Below are 16,182 nucleotides of genomic sequence, written 5' to 3' on the forward strand. Positions count from 1 at the left end.
TACGCTACCAGAAGCAATATTCGAAATTGATATTTCCCGGGCTGCATGTGTCGTTCGGTTGCAGGCGGATTAACAATAAGGTATTTGGCAGCGTTAATGCCAAAATCTGAATTCGTGTTTGTATGCTTTATATAAGACAAAAGACCACTCTGAAATTTCAGGGTAGTCTCCTGTTTTACTATGCCATCAACAACGGTCGTTTAGTCATGCGTTTCTAGCAGCTTCTTAATGCTCTCGCGGAACTTCTGCCCTTCTTTCAGGTTGCGCATTCCGTAGTTCACAAACGCCTGCATGTAACCCATTTTCTTACCACAGTCGTAGCTGTCGCCGGTCATCAGCATGGCGTCAACGGACTGTTTCTTCGCCAGCTCTGCAATGGCGTCAGTCAGCTGAACACGATCCCAGGCACCAGGAGCAGTCTTCTCGAGCTCGGCCCAAATGTCAGCGTTCAGAACATAGCGGCCAACGGCCATCAGATCGGAGTCCAGCGTCTGTGGTTGATCCGGTTTCTCGATAAACTCAACAATACGGCTCACCTGACCTTCGGATTCCAGAGGTTCTTTGGTCTGAATGACGGAGTATTCAGACAGATCGCCCTTCATGCGCTTCGCCAGAACCTGACTGCGGCCGGTTTCATTGAAACGCGCAACCATAGCGGCGAGGTTGTAACGCAGCGGATCGGCGGTTGCGGTGTCCAGAATGATGTCTGGCAGTACAACAATAAATGGATTGTCACCCACAACAGGGCGAGCACAAAGAATGGAGTGACCCAGACCCAGTGGCTGCGCCTGACGAACGTTCATGATGGTCACGCCAGGAGGACAGATCGACTGAACTTCGGCCAGCAGCTGGCGCTTCACGCGCTGCTCAAGCAGCGCTTCGAGTTCGTAAGAGGTGTCGAAGTGGTTTTCTACCGCATTCTTGGATGAGTGCGTCACCAGAACGATTTCTTTGATCCCTGCGGCAACAATTTCGTCAACGATGTACTGAATCATTGGCTTATCAACGATTGGCAGCATCTCTTTAGGAATTGCCTTCGTGGCTGGCAGCATATGCATACCCAGGCCCGCCACCGGAATGACTGCTTTCAAATTAATCATTATTTCTTCCACCTTAAAATGGTTGACGAATTATAGCTCTTTAACCTGTTTTCGCCAGCATGATTTACCGTAACCTTCAGGTGATATTACGCTTTACCATCACAAATTACAGTAGTTGCATTCTGAATCACGCGCGGATTCATACCAGGAATTATCGCAAAATAGCAAAATCCGGGTTAACCGTGCGGTAGTCTAAAATTTAGCCGATCCGTATTCACGATTTGCTGATCAACCCGGTCAATATCTACCGAACTTTGTCCCTTCTCATTTACTGCCTTGATGTTTGCCAGAGACAACAACGTCTCCTCTTTGGCCATAAACTTGCCCCGGACATCCTTGCGGAGATCAAAGTTCATCTTGAGTGCCGGGCCGATGGTGGACTCTTGCATCACATTGATATTGCGCAAAAAAAGATGTTGCGGTTTATTGTGAATTTCGAGGGTGGCGCGCGTCATGTTGACGTTGGTGATGGCGACAAAAGAGGTGGCGTTGCCGGATGAAATCTGGATACCGCGCAACTTATAATCAAGCTGCCTATTATCCAGGCTAACATCATTGATTTTAAAGTTCTGCGGTATCGAAAGATAATCTCCCTTAATTACCCCATAGCCAATTAACATGCCAGCGCTATCGACCATATCAATATTATCAATAACAAAGTTATCGCATCCGTAAATAGCTACCGTGGCATTATCAATTCCCGCTTTTTTACTGAAATCAGGGGTGATATTTTTGGCTTTCACATTACGAATAATAAAGTGTTTGCCGTTTTCCACATGGACTAATTGCCTGCAATTGCTGCCAGTAATATTCGCCACCACGAAATTCTTCACCGCCTGCTTTTCAGGATAATCATTGTCATAGGTACTTCCGGCAAGGCCGATGCCGATGCCCCAGTTGATCTTGCCGTTGGTACAATTGATGTTATCGATAACATGGTCAGAGATCAGGATATCCTGGTCGTTAATGGCCACGTTCCATTCGATGGCATCCCCCTGTAAATGGCTAAAACGGCTGTTGGTTATGCGCGCACCTGCCACCTGATTATGAAACCCCTGGCGCAGGATAGCGTAATTCGCCTGCGACACAGTGATGTTATCAATAATAAGGTTCCGCATAATTTGTGGTTTTTTGCCCCCAATATAAATCTGGGTAACGGGGCCAAACCCACTCATCGCCAGCCCACGGATAACACAATTCGACCCGCGAACGTCCAGGGTGATATTTTCGCTACGCCCTCCCGCTTCGCCGATCACCTGGCAGCCATCCTGTAACACAAAGCGACCACGTCCGTTGCCCGTCAGCGCCCCGCGGATCAGTAGCGTTTTACCCTCAGGGATAAATATTCCGGTATTGATATTGTCACAGGTGAATCCGGCGGGAACCACCACGGTATCGCCTTCGGCAAATGCCTGCTTAAACGCGGCGATCCAGTCGTGGCTGTTGTACTGGTTGATGTTCACCGTGCGGCTACCGGCCGCCCTGGCAACAGGAGAAGAGAACAACGGGGTTGCAGCCAGCACAGAGCAGGCCGAAATAAATGAGCGTCGGGTAATTTTTTTCAGCATACAACCTCGGCGTTAAAGCGTGTGTAACAGACAGGCCAGTTCGCGGTTTATCACGCGCTGGTTAAACTCAGCTTCTACCTTCCGGCGCGCGTTATGCAGCACGGGGATCAGGTCCTGCGGGGCAATATTGCTAAAGGTTGCCAGACGTTCGGCCAGTGCAGGTGCATCGTTTTCAGGCACCAGCCAGCCGGAGTGATCCGGCTCGATAAGTTCAGGGATGCCGCTGTGTAACGTCGATACCACCGGGATCCCCACTGCCATGGCTTCCATCAGTGCAACCGGGATCCCCTCCATATCGCCATCCGTTCCGGTTACGGAAGGCAGCAGGAAGACATCCGCCTCGTCCAGCATGGCTTTGACTTCATGGCTCGGTTTGAAACCAGGCATCTCGACATAGCCATCAAGCTCATACTGTTCGATAAGCGTGCGCAGGCGGCGTTCCCACGGGCCGATACCCAGAATGCGATAGTGAAACGCCACCCCTTCTTCTTTCAGTTGCCGACAGGCCTCAATGGCCACATGCAGCCCTTTTTTCTCGGTCAGACGCGCAACAGAGATGATTTGCAGCGGTTTACCCGGCACCTTGACCGGGCGCAGGGTGAAGCGTTCCATATCCACGCCCATGCGCGAAACGGTGATCTTTTCCCCCGGGCATCCCATGTTTTTCAGGCGCCCGGCCCACAGCTCGCTGATGGGCAGCATCATGTCGCCCCGGCGGAAAAGTTGCTGATATTCCGGGGTGTAGTGGTTCAGCACTTCACGGCTTGAAATATCAATTCCGTGGAAAATGGTCGCGATTTTACCGTCAATAACGCCTAACTCGCGTAATTTCGCTGCGGTAACACCTGCCGGACCAAAGTGGGCGATAAATACATCCGCCTGATACGACCGGGGCGTTTGCCCGCAAATTGCCGAGAGGATCAGGTTGCGCGACTCAGCGCCGTAGCGCGAAATGTTTAACGCCCGCCACGTCGCAGGGCGATGGATCCCGCACAACGTCTTAACGGCGCGATAGCGAAGTTTGCTCAACCGCCCACGCGGCTCATCCTGTAACCAGCGGGTTTTGGCTTCCAGCCCGTACTGGGTCCACGCCGCATGGGTGTTTTGCGTATCGCCCTTTTGCAGGGCGATAATCTCCACGTCATACCCCATATCGATAAATGCGGTTATCTGGTTCAGGACAAACGTTTCTGACGACAACGGAAATTTCAGTAAGAAGAAACCAACCTTCATTTCCCCTCCCCGACACGGTCGAGTACCGATTTCACCATCCCGATACCTTTTTCGCGCTCCAGTTTCACCGCCACCGCCAGGCGTTCATTGATGGCTGGAAGTTGCCCCAGCGTATCTGCAACCATCCCTGCAAGTGAGCCATCCAGAAGATGACGGATATCCACCGCCATCTCAGGCATTCCCAGTTGCTGCATAATACCGGCCGATTTATGTTCATAGTTGATGGCAATCGCCGGCGTACCAAAGTTCATGGAAATAATCGCCGAATGCAGGCGCGTCCCCACGGTCAGGTCGCAGGCTGCGAGCAACTTGCCCATCTCAAGATCGTTCAGTTCGTCCATCACCACGTGATAACGCGACGTATCGTTGATGTGCTGACGCAGGTTCAGCGCCACCATACGGTCATCTTTGTTGTAGCTGTCGATACCGGTACAGGTAGAGAGCGCCAGCACCTGATAGCCGTCATCCAGCAAGCGGTTTACCACCCCGGCGAAGGCTTTCTCGTAGGCCGCCTGCGTCGTTCCCAGACGTTTATCAAAGGGTGCAAGCTCGCGCAGGGTAATTGCCACGGTTTTCTGTTTCGCCGCCACGTCCAGCCAGTGCTGTACCGCATAGCTTGCCTGGAAATATTCGTTCTGATTTTCCACCAGCCAGGCGGTATCTACCCCGTGCTCAACTTTAGAAGTGTCGATTTCGCTGCGTTTCATCAGGTCGAGGCTGACCGATTCGCGCAGGATCAATGCATCACAGTGGCCAAACACATAGTTGGCCAGCTGATTAAACTGTGGATCCTGAAAAGGCCCCACGCTGTGTCCAATCATAAACAGCGGTTTTTTGGCCATAAATGTGCAGAGCGCGTGCTCAAACTGCGGCACGCCATAGAGATCGACAAAGAACGATCCCCCCACCTGAATGATGGCGTCATACCCCGACAGCAGACGGACAAAGTCGGTGAATCCCTGGGCGATGGCGATGTTGCGCAGTTTTCCGGTGTCGGTCACGCGCGACAGCAATACCTGGTGCTGGTAGCGACGGCGCAACACCTTCTTTACCCGCCCCATTACGCCTGCGGCGTTGTTGTGCTGTTTCATCTGACTGTACAGCGGGTCGCCCATCACCGGGCGGTTCAGTAACCAGGACGAGCTCACCGGGTAGCGGCTCATCACATCCACTTCTGTCTCAGGCTCAAGAGTGTTAATTGCATCCAATAAACCGCGCAGAATGGCGCTGTCGCCACGGTTGCCGCAAGTATGGTTGCCAAGGATAAGTAATTTCATAATCGCCTCTAAAATTAGCCTGCGCGAAGCAGCATTTTCATTTTTTCGTTACGGCAAAACTGGCGCTTCATCTCTACCACCAGCGCATTACGCGACAGCACGAGCATCACGCCAAATGCCAGCGCGCCCGCCGCAATCTGTACTGCCAGCAGTGCCGCTAAAGGCAGATGGCCATTCAGCACCACGCCCAGGCCATAACTCACCGCCAGGGTCGGCAAAGACAGGTACAGCGGCAGCCACAGGCTCAGGATGTACTGACGGTAGCTGGAACCCAGTACCGGTTTAATCATCACGAAATAGCTCAGAACGGTATTGATGATTTGCACCAGCAGGAAACCCAGGGTGACCCCAATCGCGCCCGCCAGATGCCCGCCGACGATAATCGCCGGAACAAACAGGAACGTTTTGAATACATTGAATTTAAAACTGATATCGACACGTGCTTTCGCCATTAATAGCGAGCCGATCGGATTGCCAACGGAGCGCAGCAACCCCACCACGCACAGCAGTTGCAGAACCGGAATGATGCTGACCCACTTCTCACCGAAGACCAGCGGCACCACATTGTTGGAAACCACCATCAGCCCCAGCAGTACCGGAAAGTTAATAATCCCTACCACCGAAAGCAGCTTGTAGAAGTTGACGCGCAGCTTCGCCGTGTCGTCCTGAATTTTGGCGAACGCCGGGAACAGCACGCGGGTGATGATAGGGTTCAGCTTCATCGGCGGAACAACAGCAACGTTATAGGCCAGGTTATAACCGCCCGCGACACTTGCCCCCAGAATGCGCGCCAGCACCAGCGTGGACAGGTTGGTGTTGACGTAGTTGATAATGCTGTCGGCCGTCAGCCATGCGCCAAAGCGCAGGTTCGACGACACAGACGCCAGCGAGAAATGCAGCCCCGGGCGGTAGATCTTACGGCCAAAGTAGCCAAACAGCATCGTACGTACGGCAGAGTTCACCAGGTAACCCAGGATCGCGGTTAACGCCAGCGGCCAGAAATGCGCGCTCACCACGGTAAAGGTAAAGCCCGCCAGCACCGCGCTGGTTTCAATCATGCCAATTTTGTTGAACTCCAGCTCTTTTTGCATCAGCGCACGAAACTGCTGGCCGTGCGGGATCACCACAAAAGCAAAAGAGAGGGTACGCATCAGTGGGGCCAGATCCGGGTTATGCAGCACGCCGGCAATCACGTCGCTCAGCAGAAACACCAGCACAAAGACGGTGATCCCTAGCCCCACATTCAGCCAGTAGAGCGTGGTCAGCTCAAGCTGGCTAATCTCTTTACGCTGGATAATCGAGTTGGCGATACCAAAATCAGACAGCGTGTCGGCAAGCGCAATAATCACCAGCGACACGGTCAGCAGACCGAACTGGTGATTATCGATAATGCGCGCCAGCACCGTCATCTGCACCAGCCCCAGACCAATGATGACAATGGTCGCCATTGCCGACCATTTTGCGCCGCTGATGGTTTTTTCACGTAAACTCATGACCGTTCCTTAATACGCCGCTTTGTTCACAAAGCCTTTAAAGATGGTCAGAAAGACGATTTTGATATCGAACCAGAGACTCCACTCACGGATGTACTCGAGGTCAAACTCAATACGTTTTTCCATTTTTTCCAGGGTGTCGGTTTCACCGCGCCAGCCGTTAATCTGTGCCCAACCGGTGATCCCCGGCTTCACTTTGTGGCGCAGCATGTAACCCTCAATCAGCGAGCGATACTGCTCGTTGTGCGCTACCGCATGTGGGCGCGGGCCGACGATGGACATGCCACCGGTAAAGACGTTGATAAACTGTGGCAGCTCATCCAGCGAGGTACGGCGCAGGAAATTTCCCACCCGGGTCACGCGCGGATCGTTTTGCGTCGCCTGCGTCACCACTTTGTCGTTTTCCATCACCTTCATAGAGCGGAACTTCCACACCATGATGGGCTTGCCATCCATGCCATAGCGGGTCTGACGGAAGATAATCGGGCCTGGAGAGCTGAGCTTCACCGCCAGCGCAATGCAGCACAGTACCGGGGAGATCAGCAGTAAAATCAGCGAAGAGAGCAGGATATCTTCCACGCGCTTGAGCACGCGGTTAATGCCTGAAAGCGGCGTATCATACAGCGGCACAACGGGCACGCCGTTCACTTCGTCGATACGTGAATGCAGGATATTAAAGGTAAAGACGTCAGGAATGAGGATCACCGAACAGGTGGTATCCGCAAGCTCTCGCACCAGATGTTTAATGTACGACTCATCGCTCATCTGCATGGCGATGTAAACGTTGTGGATCTTGCCGGCCTTCGCGTCGTCAATCAGCTGTTCGAAATTGCCGGCCCAGTCGGCAGATACGCCGCCCGGTTTGGCGTCGTGGTAGATCCCTACCCCTTCCAGCCCCAGCCACGGCTCTTTGCGAAAACTGTCCAGCAGCACCTGCCCTACTGGTAAATCGCCTGCAACGGCCACATAGCGGGTGTTGTAACCCCGATTACGCAGCCAGCCCGCAAAGTAGCGGATCAGGGAACGGCAAACCACCATGCCCAGGCTGGTTAAGACATACCAGCAAAGATAGGTCACCAGACGGGTGTCAAAATCATGGCTGAATGCCACCAGCCCTGCGCTGAAAATCAGGCTTAACGTCCAGTTCTGAATCAGCAACAGCAGCTCGGTGGTAATTTTGACGCCGCGCCATGAACGGTAGAAATCGGTCACCCCACCGATCATCTGAAACACCACCAGCGCAATCAACGCCATCAGCAAATGCATGTAGAAGAATGGCTGTCCGCTTATCCGGCACACCACCCACAATCCACCGACCATGATGGTGATGTCAGAAAATCGCTGCACCATAGAGATTAACGATGCATTCGTTCTGGCTCGCTCGCGCTTTCTTAGATTCGTCATCGTTGTTCCTGTTATCGGATCCCCCTCCCATCGGGAGGGGGCAAGTTTTACTGATTCAACAACGCCAGAATGTCCTGCGTTCGCGCTTCCATCAGTGGGACATCCGCCCGCGATTCCACATTCAGACGCACCACCGGCTCGGTGTTTGAAGAACGCAGATTGAACCGCCACTGCGGGAACGACATGCTGATGCCATCGGTACGATCAATTTCCAGCGCGTGGAGGGCAAAGTGCTGCTCTACGCGGGCGATCGCCTCGGCCGGCAGCGCCAGCTTGCTGTTGATCTCTCCGCTTGCCGGGAATGCCGCCATACGGTCACGTACCAGTTCGCCCAGCGACTGACCTTTCAGGCACAGCAGCTCCGTCACCAGCAGCCACGGAATCATCCCGCTGTCGCAGTAAGCAAAATCACGGAAATAGTGGTGGGCGCTCATCTCGCCGCCGTAGATGGCATCTTCTTCACGCATCCGCTCTTTGATGAACGCGTGACCGGTTTTGGACATCACCGGCTTGCCACCCGCAGCCGCTACCACATCGACGGTATTCCACGACAAACGCGGATCGTGAATGATCTTCGCCCCCGGATTTTTCTCGAGGAACGCTTCCGCCAGCAGGCCAACGATGTAATAGCCTTCGATAAACTGACCGTTTTCGTCGAACAGGAAGCAGCGGTCAAAGTCGCCGTCAAAGGCGATACCCATATCGGCGCCGTGTTCGATCACCGCGTTGCGGGTGTCATCGCGGCACTCTGGCAGCAGTGGGTTAGGAATACCGTTCGGGAAGTTACCGTCCGGGGTGTTGTGCACTTTAATGAAGGTGACCGGGACGTTCAGCGCCTTAAAGCGTGCTTCCAGGGCATCGACAACCGGGCCTGCCGCACCGTTCCCGGAGTTAATCACCAGTTTCAGCGGCTTGAGGTTTGCCACGTTGATGTAGCCAAGCAGATGGTCGATGTACTCTTTTTGCAGATTGATCTGTTTGTAGCTACCGCGTTTTGCTGCATCCACCGGCGGGAAGTCGTTGGCTTCTGCCAGACGCTGTACGTCGCGCAGGCCGGTGTCGCCGCTGATCGGGCGCGCGCCCTTGCGCACCAGCTTCATGCCGTTGTAGTCCATCGGGTTATGGCTGGCGGTCACTTCGATACCGCCGTCCACGCCCAGGTGGAAGGTGGCGAAATAGATCTCTTCCGTACCGGAAAGACCAATATCCAGCACGTCGACGCCTGCATCCTGCAACCCTTTTGCCAGCGCGCTTTTCAGTGACGCACTGGTCAGACGGACATCGCCGCCTAAAACAATGGTTTTTGGCTTGAGATATTCACCATACGCACGGCCAATACGCCACGCGATGTCTTCATTCAGCTCTTCGCCCAGCTTGCCGCGAATATCGTAGGCTTTAAAACAGCTTAATTTTTCCATGATGACCCCTTTTTCAGGCAACAGTTGGCCCGCCCGATTAACAGGCAAAATTGTTTTTATTCATTCGTAGGCCGGATAAGCGAAGCGCCATCCGGCGTTAAAGACGGCGCTAGACCCGGCCGTAACGATCCTGGAAGCGCACAATGTCGTCCTCTTCCAGATACGAGCCAGAGCGGACTTCGATCAGGTCGAGCGGAATTTTCCCTGGGTTTTCCAGGCAATGCGTCGCGCCCAGCGGGATATACACCGACTCGTTTTCACCAATCAGTTTGATTTCACCGTCGATGGTCACTTTGGCGGTTCCGGCCACTACGACCCAGTGTTCGGCGCGGTGGTGATGCATCTGCACTGACAGCCCTTCCCCTGGCTTCACGGTGATGCGTTTTACCTGGTAGCGATCGCCGGAATCAATGGAGTCATATTTGCCCCACGGGCGATACACTTCGCGGTGAATGTGGTGTTCATGGCGGCCATCAGCCTTGATCCTTTCCACCACTTTTTTGACGTCCTGAACTGCGTTACGGTCAGCAATCAGCACGGCATCTTTCGTCTGAACGACCACCAGATCCTTCACGCCCACCGTGGTAACCAGCCCGGATTCAGCGTACACATAGCTGTTCTCCGTTTTATGGCTGATTACATCACCATGGTGGACATTGCCCTCCGGGGTGTGCGCGCTGATCTCCCACAGGGATGACCATGAGCCAACGTCGCTCCAGCCCGCATCCATCGGCACCACCACCGCATCGGCGGTGCGCTCCATCACGGCATAGTCAATGGACTCTTCCGGACAGGCGAGGAAGGCTTCTTCATCCACCCGGACAAAGTCGAGATCCGGGTCAACCGCATCCATGGCTTTTTCACAGGCGCTGAGGATATCCGGGCGGAATTTTTCCAGCTCTTCCAGATAGCGCCCGGCGCGGAACAGGAACATACCGCTGTTCCAGTAGTATTCACCGCTGGCGACATAGGCCTGCGCGGTTTCCAGATTCGGTTTTTCGACAAACTGCGCCACGTTAAACGCCAGGCTCTCGCCTTCGCCCGGCGTGACATCGCCCCGGCGAATGTAGCCATAACCGGTTTCCGGCAGGTCTGGCACGATCCCGAAGGTCACCAGCTTGCCACTCTCGGCGTAAGGAATGGCGGAACGTACCGCGTCACGGAAGCTGTCTTCCTGCTGGATAACATGGTCAGCGGCCAGCACCAGCATCATCGGATCACAGTCCGGGCAACTGCGTTTTGCCGCCAGCGCCGCCAGCGCAATGGCAGGTGCCGTATTACGTCCCGCCGGCTCCAGAATGATGTTTTCAGTCAGCTTGTTGAGCTGACGCAGCTGCTCGGCCACGATAAAGCGGTGTTGTTCATTACAAATCACCACCGGGCTTTCGCACTCCACGCCGTTCAGACGGGACACCGTCGTTTGCAGCATGGTGAGATCCCCTTTCAGGCAGAGGAACTGTTTTGGATAGAGCACGCGGGACAGCGGCCACAACCGGCTACCAGAGCCACCAGCCATCACGACCGGAAAAAGTTTGGTTTGACTCATCATTTATCCCCGTATATCTGCAATAAATTGGCTAAGGACGTTCTCTTTTTCGAGCGTCCGCCCGGCATATTCACGTGCCACGATGTTCTCTTTCGGCAGCGCGAGCGCCTGTTCGATCCCGGTAACCAGCGCCTCAACGGACTCTGGCTCAACACAAACCGCAATTCCCGGGTAGTTGTCGCACAGCTGACCCAGCTCGGTATCAGCCTCGGCAGTGATTACCGCATTACCGCCTACCGCCAGAATGTTGGTCAGTTTTGATGGCAGCACAGCATCTGCTGCACCGCGTTTTTGTACCACCAGATGGCAGTCCCCCATCTTCAGCAGCGCCGGCAACGCCTCGTAAGGCTGAAGCGGGTAAAATTTCACATTTGTCAGGCCACGTTCGCTGACCATTTTTTCCAGGCGCGCTTTACCGCCACCCTGCCCGACAATCACAAACGTCAGAGCATGGTTGCTAAGCTGTTCGGCCGCCTCAACCACGCTTTCAAGCCCCTGTTTTTCACCGATGTTGCCCGAGTAAAGAATGATTTTTTTATCTTCAGGCAAACCGAGTTGTTCACGCAGCGCCAGGGCATCGTGTTCAGATACATCGCGAAAACGCGCCACTTCAGACCAGTTAGGGAAAAAGATCACTTTTTCCGCTGCGACGCCTTTCTCCTGCGCTTTATTCATCATCGAGCGCGAGATGGTCGAGACGTAATCCACGTTATGCAGGCCGCTACGTTCAAACGCGCTGGCCAGTTTTGCCACCTTGCCACCTTTGCCTTTCCCGGCCATCCCCAGTCCCAGCATGGCGTCCACTTCGTAGTCCTGGATGTGCAGCAAAGTTCGCGCACCTGAAAGCTTGCCCAGCAGGCGCATTCCTGGCGTGCAAAACAGCGTGGGCACCACGCCAATAATGAGTTCAGGTTTCCAGCGACGCTGCGCCATCAGCGGGAAAAAGCTGCTCAGGGCAAAACTGCCGAGATGAATTAAACGTTTCAGCGTTGACGGCTGTGTTGGCACATACAACGGGCAACGCCAGACGGTTGCAGCGCCCTGCTCACGGCGATAGCGCCAGCCCGAGTAGCGTGCGCCCACCTGCCATTCCGGGTAGTAAGGCGGCGCGGTAATGACACGCACGTCATGTCCCTGCTCCGCCATCCACTCAACCATTTCGCCGGTGTATTTCCCGATGCCGGTAAGTTCCGGCGAGTAGTTGATTCCGTATACGAGGATTTTCATATGCCCGGTACCCCGGCCTGACGTTCTGCGAGGAAATAGGCCCGACTGTTGTCATGCACATTGTCGCTTGCCAGTAACGCCTCTGGCGTCTGCCAGCGGTAATCGTCATGCTGAGCATCAGGCAGACGCAAATCTGCCTGATTCACCTTCAGGCAAAAACCGAGTACCACGTAGTGCGTGGTGAAATCAGCCCCGGAAAAGTTATCGTCGTAGAAGTGCTGCCAGACCCCGTAAAACTGGCCTGCGGACTGCGGCAAGCGCAGCCCGAGTTCCGCCAGGGTAAGACGCGCGAAAGCATCCGCGAGCGTCTCATCCTTCTGTACACGTCCACCGGGTACGAACCAGTACCCTTGTGCAGGGCGGTTGGTTCGTTTCCCCAGCAAGAACTCGCCGCGTTCGTTCTCCACAATCAAATCGATTGAGATAAGCGGAGTGGAACGGACTACCGTGGCAAAGTCTTCCTGATTTAAAAACATGTTTACCCCCGGAAGCGGTGCTGGTTTTCCAGGAACCACTGATAGGTGCTGGCAAGCCCCTGCTCAAGTGACACCTCGTGATACCAGCCCAACTGATGCAGGCGCGTGACATCCAGTAACTTACGTGGCGTGCCGTCAGGTTTTGTGGCGTCGAACACCACGCGGCCTTTGTAGCCCACCACCTTTGCCAGAGTTTGCGCCAGCTCGCGAATAGTGCAATCCACGCCGGTCCCCACGTTAATGTGTGAGAGCATCGGTTGCGTGTTTTCCTGCCACACTTCGCGATCCAGCTCCATCACGTGAATGCTGGCTGCCGCCATGTCGTCCACGTGCAGAAACTCACGCATTGGCGTACCGCTTCCCCACACCACCACATCCGGTGCGTTTTCAGCCGTTGCTTCGTGAAAGCGGCGCAGCAGCGCCGGGATCACGTGCGAATTGCTCGGGTGGAAATTATCGTTCGGCCCATACAGGTTAGTCGGCATGACCGAGCGATAATCGCGGTCGTACTGGCGGTTATAGGACTCGCACAGCTTGATCCCGGCAATCTTGGCAATGGCGTACGGCTCGTTGGTTGCCTCGAGCGTGCCTTGCAGCAACTCGCTTTCCGCCATCGGCTGTTTCGCCATTTTCGGGTAGATACAGGATGAACCGAGGAACAGCAGCTTATTCACGTTGTGCAGATGCGCGGCGTGAATAATGTTGCTCTCAATCATCATGTTCTCGTAGATGAAATCAGCCGGGTAAGTGTTGTTAGCGACAATACCGCCCACCTTAGCCGCCGCCAGATACACCTGATCGATACGCGAGTCTGCAAAGAAATCCTGCACGGCTTTGCTGTCGAGCAAATTCAGTTCGTCACGCGTACGGACAATCACCTCAACGTCACCACGTTGTTCCAGCTGGCGGACAATGGCGGAACCCACCATGCCGCGATGACCGGCGACAAAAATACGTTGTTTGGTCATTCTCAGGACTCCAGCGCGATGGCAACCTCGTAGCCGTGGGACTTCAGCAGTGAGTGTTTCTTCGCCGCTTCAAGGTCTTTGGCTACCATTTCAGACACCATCTCCTGAAGAGTGGTCTCTGGTTTCCAGCCCAGCACTTCGTGCGCTTTGGTTGGGTCGCCCAGCAGGGTTTCCACCTCCGCAGGACGGAAGTAACGCGGGTCAACCTGAACAATTACATCACCCGGTTTCACGCCCGGTGCATCATGACCAGTTACGGAAACAACAATACCTTTCTCGTCAACGCCGGTGCCTTCAAAGCGCAGTTTGATGCCCAACTGTGCCGCAGCCATTTCCACGAAACGACGCACGGAATACTGCACGCCAGTCGCAATCACGAAGTCTTCTGGTTTGTCCTGTTGCAGCATCATCCACTGCATTTTCACGTAGTCTTTGGCATGGCCCCAGTCACGCAGAGAATCCATGTTGCCCAGGTGCAGGCAAGACTCCAGACCCTGTGCAATGTTGGCGATCGCACGGGTAATTTTACGGGTCACGAAGGTTTCACCACGGCGCGGGGATTCGTGGTTGAACAGAATGCCGTTACACGCATACATGCCGTAGGATTCACGGTAGTTTACGGTGATCCAGTAGGCGTACAGTTTGGCTACCGCATACGGCGAGCGTGGGTAGAACGGAGTGGTTTCTTTCTGCGGGATTTCCTGCACCAGGCCATACAGCTCTGAGGTAGACGCCTGGTAGAAACGGGTTTTCTTCTCAAGACCGAGGAAGCGGATCGCCTCCAGCAGGCGCAGCGTACCCATGGCATCCACGTCAGCGGTATATTCCGGGGATTCAAACGACACGGCCACGTGGCTCATCGCACCCAGGTTGTAGACTTCATCCGGCTGTACTTCTTGCAGAATACGGGTCAGGTTAGAGGTATCCGTCAGGTCGCCGTAGTGCAGGTGGAATTTCGGGTTTGTCGCATGAGGATCCTGATAGATATGGTCCACACGCTCGGTGTTGAACGAAGAGGCACGACGTTTAATACCGTGTACTTCATAACCTTTCTCCAGCAGCAATTCTGCCAGGTAAGAACCATCCTGTCCGGTAACGCCGGTGATGAGAGCGACTTTAGACATATTTATTTCCTCTGTACTTATCAAAGTTTTTCAGTTTCTACGCGTTCGCGTATCACCACTGCGGGATTGCCCCGGCAAACCTTATTTGCCGGAAGCGATTTAAAAACGCTGCTGCGAGCGCCAATAACGGTGCCATCGCCAACAGAAACACCCGGTGCGACAAAAACATCTGTCGCCAGCCAGCATTTTTCGCCAATCACTATTGGCGAAGCGGTAATATCAAAATGCTGACTCATAAAATCATGACTACCGGTACACAAATAACACTTCTGAGATACCACTGAATTCGCACCAATGGTGATATCACCCAGACTATATAACACCGCGTCATCCCCCACCCAGGCGTAATCACCGAGCGTTAATTTCCACGGATACGTAATTTTGACTGACGGGCGAATGACTACGTTTTTTCCGATTTTTGCACCGAACAAGCGTAATAAAAATGCGCGCCAGCGATACAGTATTTGTGGTGACCAGGCAAATAACGTGGCCTGCACTGCCCACCATAACTGCACCTTAATACCGTTTCCGCCCCGAAAACCTTTCGGCACGGAGAATCCCTTGAGTTCCTGCATTACGCTTCCTTATATTCAGACTTTGTTATATAAGGCTTTCGTTTTACCCGTCGTTTTCAGACGTAATAAATAGGATAATTCCGCCAGTGGCCCCGGCATTCGCAATATATTGCGCTGCACGTTTTTTGCATCCTGGCACAATTCCAGATTATTCGAGGTTGACACCCCACCCATCGAAAATTCAGACACCGTGCCTTTAATTCGACGAAACGGGTAACCTGACTTATACAAACTTGCTGCCAGTGCATAATCTGATGACACTTTATACTGCAAATCATACGGCTGTTTTTTCAGCCCTGCGGTCGGGAAGAAAATAGCCTGATGGCTGGCCGGTAAACTGTGGTAGATATACCAGCCGGGTTTCGCACTACGCAGAACTTTATGGTCATCGCCGAAATCCAGAAGCGCATCACCGATATACATGGCGTCCTCTTTCTGGCGCGCCAGCTGACGGGCAAAGAGTGCAACATCTTCATGGAACACATCACCGGAATTCAGAAAGATGGCATAGCGCCCCTGGGCCATATCGATGCCCTTGTTCATGGCGTCGTAGATGCCTTTATCTTTCTCGCTGATGTAACGTAAGTTGAACTCCCCATTGAGTTTTTCCAGAAAATCAGCCGTACCGTCATTCGAGCCGCCATCCACGACAATCCATTCAAATGTGAGGCTTGGATCGCGTGCCAGGTTGCGCAGCGAGCGCCATGTTTTTACCACGCCTTCATAATTGCGAAAGGCGACAGTAACCACACTAAGAAACATAAATCACCTCA

The 16,182-nt window shown here is 53.8% G+C and carries 14 protein-coding genes; all 14 read right to left on the minus strand.

Going from position 1 to position 16,182, the window contains the following annotated elements:
* Nucleotides 1-200: 200 nt before the first annotated feature.
* Nucleotides 201-1,100, minus strand: a complete 900-nt coding sequence (gene galF / locus M987_RS20210) for a GalU regulator GalF (RefSeq protein ID WP_014070923.1) — start codon at nt 1,098-1,100, stop codon at nt 201-203.
* A gap of 176 nt (nt 1,101-1,276) precedes the next feature.
* Nucleotides 1,277-2,668 (minus strand): colanic acid biosynthesis protein WcaM, encoded by a 1,392-nt coding sequence (gene wcaM / locus M987_RS20215; protein WP_014070924.1) that lies wholly within the window; start codon nt 2,666-2,668, stop codon nt 1,277-1,279.
* A gap of 12 nt (nt 2,669-2,680) precedes the next feature.
* Nucleotides 2,681-3,901, minus strand: a complete 1,221-nt coding sequence (wcaL, locus tag M987_RS20220) for a colanic acid biosynthesis glycosyltransferase WcaL (protein WP_014070925.1) — start codon at nt 3,899-3,901, stop codon at nt 2,681-2,683.
* Entirely contained in the window at nt 3,898-5,178 is a 1,281-nt protein-coding gene (wcaK, locus tag M987_RS20225; protein ID WP_014070926.1) for a colanic acid biosynthesis pyruvyl transferase WcaK, read from the minus strand. The genes wcaL and wcaK overlap by 4 nt, the downstream gene beginning before the upstream one ends.
* A gap of 14 nt (nt 5,179-5,192) precedes the next feature.
* Complete coding sequence (gene wzxC, locus M987_RS20230) at nt 5,193-6,671, minus strand: colanic acid undecaprenyl disphosphate flippase WzxC (protein ID WP_014070927.1); 1,479 nt, start codon at nt 6,669-6,671, stop codon at nt 5,193-5,195.
* A 9-nt stretch (nt 6,672-6,680) separates the two neighbouring features.
* Nucleotides 6,681-8,075 (minus strand): undecaprenyl-phosphate glucose phosphotransferase, encoded by a 1,395-nt coding sequence (gene wcaJ / locus M987_RS20235; protein WP_014070928.1) that lies wholly within the window; start codon nt 8,073-8,075, stop codon nt 6,681-6,683.
* A gap of 47 nt (nt 8,076-8,122) precedes the next feature.
* Entirely contained in the window at nt 8,123-9,493 is a 1,371-nt protein-coding gene (cpsG, locus tag M987_RS20240) for a colanic acid biosynthesis phosphomannomutase CpsG (protein ID WP_014070929.1), read from the minus strand.
* Nucleotides 9,494-9,602: 109 nt separating this feature from the next.
* Nucleotides 9,603-11,039: a mannose-1-phosphate guanyltransferase gene (gene cpsB / locus M987_RS20245; RefSeq protein ID WP_014070930.1), complete on the minus strand. Its 1,437-nt coding sequence runs from the start codon at nt 11,037-11,039 to the stop codon at nt 9,603-9,605.
* Between the two features lie 3 nt (nt 11,040-11,042).
* On the minus strand, nt 11,043-12,266 hold the full coding sequence (gene wcaI, locus M987_RS20250) for a colanic acid biosynthesis fucosyltransferase WcaI (protein WP_014070931.1): 1,224 nt from the start codon (nt 12,264-12,266) through the stop codon (nt 11,043-11,045).
* Nucleotides 12,263-12,742, minus strand: a complete 480-nt coding sequence (locus tag M987_RS20255) for a GDP-mannose mannosyl hydrolase (RefSeq protein ID WP_014070932.1) — start codon at nt 12,740-12,742, stop codon at nt 12,263-12,265. The genes wcaI and M987_RS20255 overlap by 4 nt, the downstream gene beginning before the upstream one ends.
* Before the next feature lie 2 nt (nt 12,743-12,744).
* Entirely contained in the window at nt 12,745-13,710 is a 966-nt protein-coding gene (fcl, locus tag M987_RS20260; protein ID WP_014070933.1) for a GDP-L-fucose synthase, read from the minus strand.
* A gap of 2 nt (nt 13,711-13,712) precedes the next feature.
* Nucleotides 13,713-14,834, minus strand: a complete 1,122-nt coding sequence (gene gmd, locus M987_RS20265) for a GDP-mannose 4,6-dehydratase (protein ID WP_014070934.1) — start codon at nt 14,832-14,834, stop codon at nt 13,713-13,715.
* A gap of 20 nt (nt 14,835-14,854) precedes the next feature.
* Nucleotides 14,855-15,409: a colanic acid biosynthesis acetyltransferase WcaF gene (wcaF, locus tag M987_RS20270; RefSeq protein WP_014070935.1), complete on the minus strand. Its 555-nt coding sequence runs from the start codon at nt 15,407-15,409 to the stop codon at nt 14,855-14,857.
* Between the two features lie 15 nt (nt 15,410-15,424).
* Nucleotides 15,425-16,171 (minus strand): colanic acid biosynthesis glycosyltransferase WcaE, encoded by a 747-nt coding sequence (gene wcaE, locus M987_RS20275; RefSeq protein WP_014070936.1) that lies wholly within the window; start codon nt 16,169-16,171, stop codon nt 15,425-15,427.
* Nucleotides 16,172-16,182: the final 11 nt, after the last annotated feature.

Source organism: Enterobacter soli ATCC BAA-2102 (assembly GCF_001654845.1).
GTDB lineage: Bacteria > Pseudomonadota > Gammaproteobacteria > Enterobacterales > Enterobacteriaceae > Enterobacter > Enterobacter soli.

Excerpts from the sequence above, each read along its gene's own strand:
- cpsB (WP_014070930.1), bottom strand. The coding sequence starts at position 11,039 with ATGAGTCAAACCAAACTTTTTCCGGTCGTGATGGCTGGTGGCTCTGGT.
- wcaE (WP_014070936.1), bottom strand. The coding sequence starts at position 16,171 with ATGTTTCTTAGTGTGGTTACTGTCGCCTTTCGCAATTATGAAGGCGTG.
- wcaM (WP_014070924.1), bottom strand. The coding sequence starts at position 2,668 with ATGCTGAAAAAAATTACCCGACGCTCATTTATTTCGGCCTGCTCTGTG.
- galF (WP_014070923.1), bottom strand. The coding sequence starts at position 1,100 with ATGATTAATTTGAAAGCAGTCATTCCGGTGGCGGGCCTGGGTATGCAT.
- wcaF (WP_014070935.1), bottom strand. The coding sequence starts at position 15,409 with ATGCAGGAACTCAAGGGATTCTCCGTGCCGAAAGGTTTTCGGGGCGGA.
- wzxC (WP_014070927.1), bottom strand. The coding sequence starts at position 6,671 with ATGAGTTTACGTGAAAAAACCATCAGCGGCGCAAAATGGTCGGCAATG.
- M987_RS20255 (WP_014070932.1), bottom strand. The coding sequence starts at position 12,742 with ATGTTTTTAAATCAGGAAGACTTTGCCACGGTAGTCCGTTCCACTCCG.
- wcaK (WP_014070926.1), bottom strand. The coding sequence starts at position 5,178 with ATGAAATTACTTATCCTTGGCAACCATACTTGCGGCAACCGTGGCGAC.
- fcl (WP_014070933.1), bottom strand. The coding sequence starts at position 13,710 with ATGACCAAACAACGTATTTTTGTCGCCGGTCATCGCGGCATGGTGGGT.
- cpsG (WP_014070929.1), bottom strand. The coding sequence starts at position 9,493 with ATGGAAAAATTAAGCTGTTTTAAAGCCTACGATATTCGCGGCAAGCTG.
- wcaJ (WP_014070928.1), bottom strand. The coding sequence starts at position 8,075 with ATGACGAATCTAAGAAAGCGCGAGCGAGCCAGAACGAATGCATCGTTA.
- wcaI (WP_014070931.1), bottom strand. The coding sequence starts at position 12,266 with ATGAAAATCCTCGTATACGGAATCAACTACTCGCCGGAACTTACCGGC.
- wcaL (WP_014070925.1), bottom strand. The coding sequence starts at position 3,901 with ATGAAGGTTGGTTTCTTCTTACTGAAATTTCCGTTGTCGTCAGAAACG.
- gmd (WP_014070934.1), bottom strand. The coding sequence starts at position 14,834 with ATGTCTAAAGTCGCTCTCATCACCGGCGTTACCGGACAGGATGGTTCT.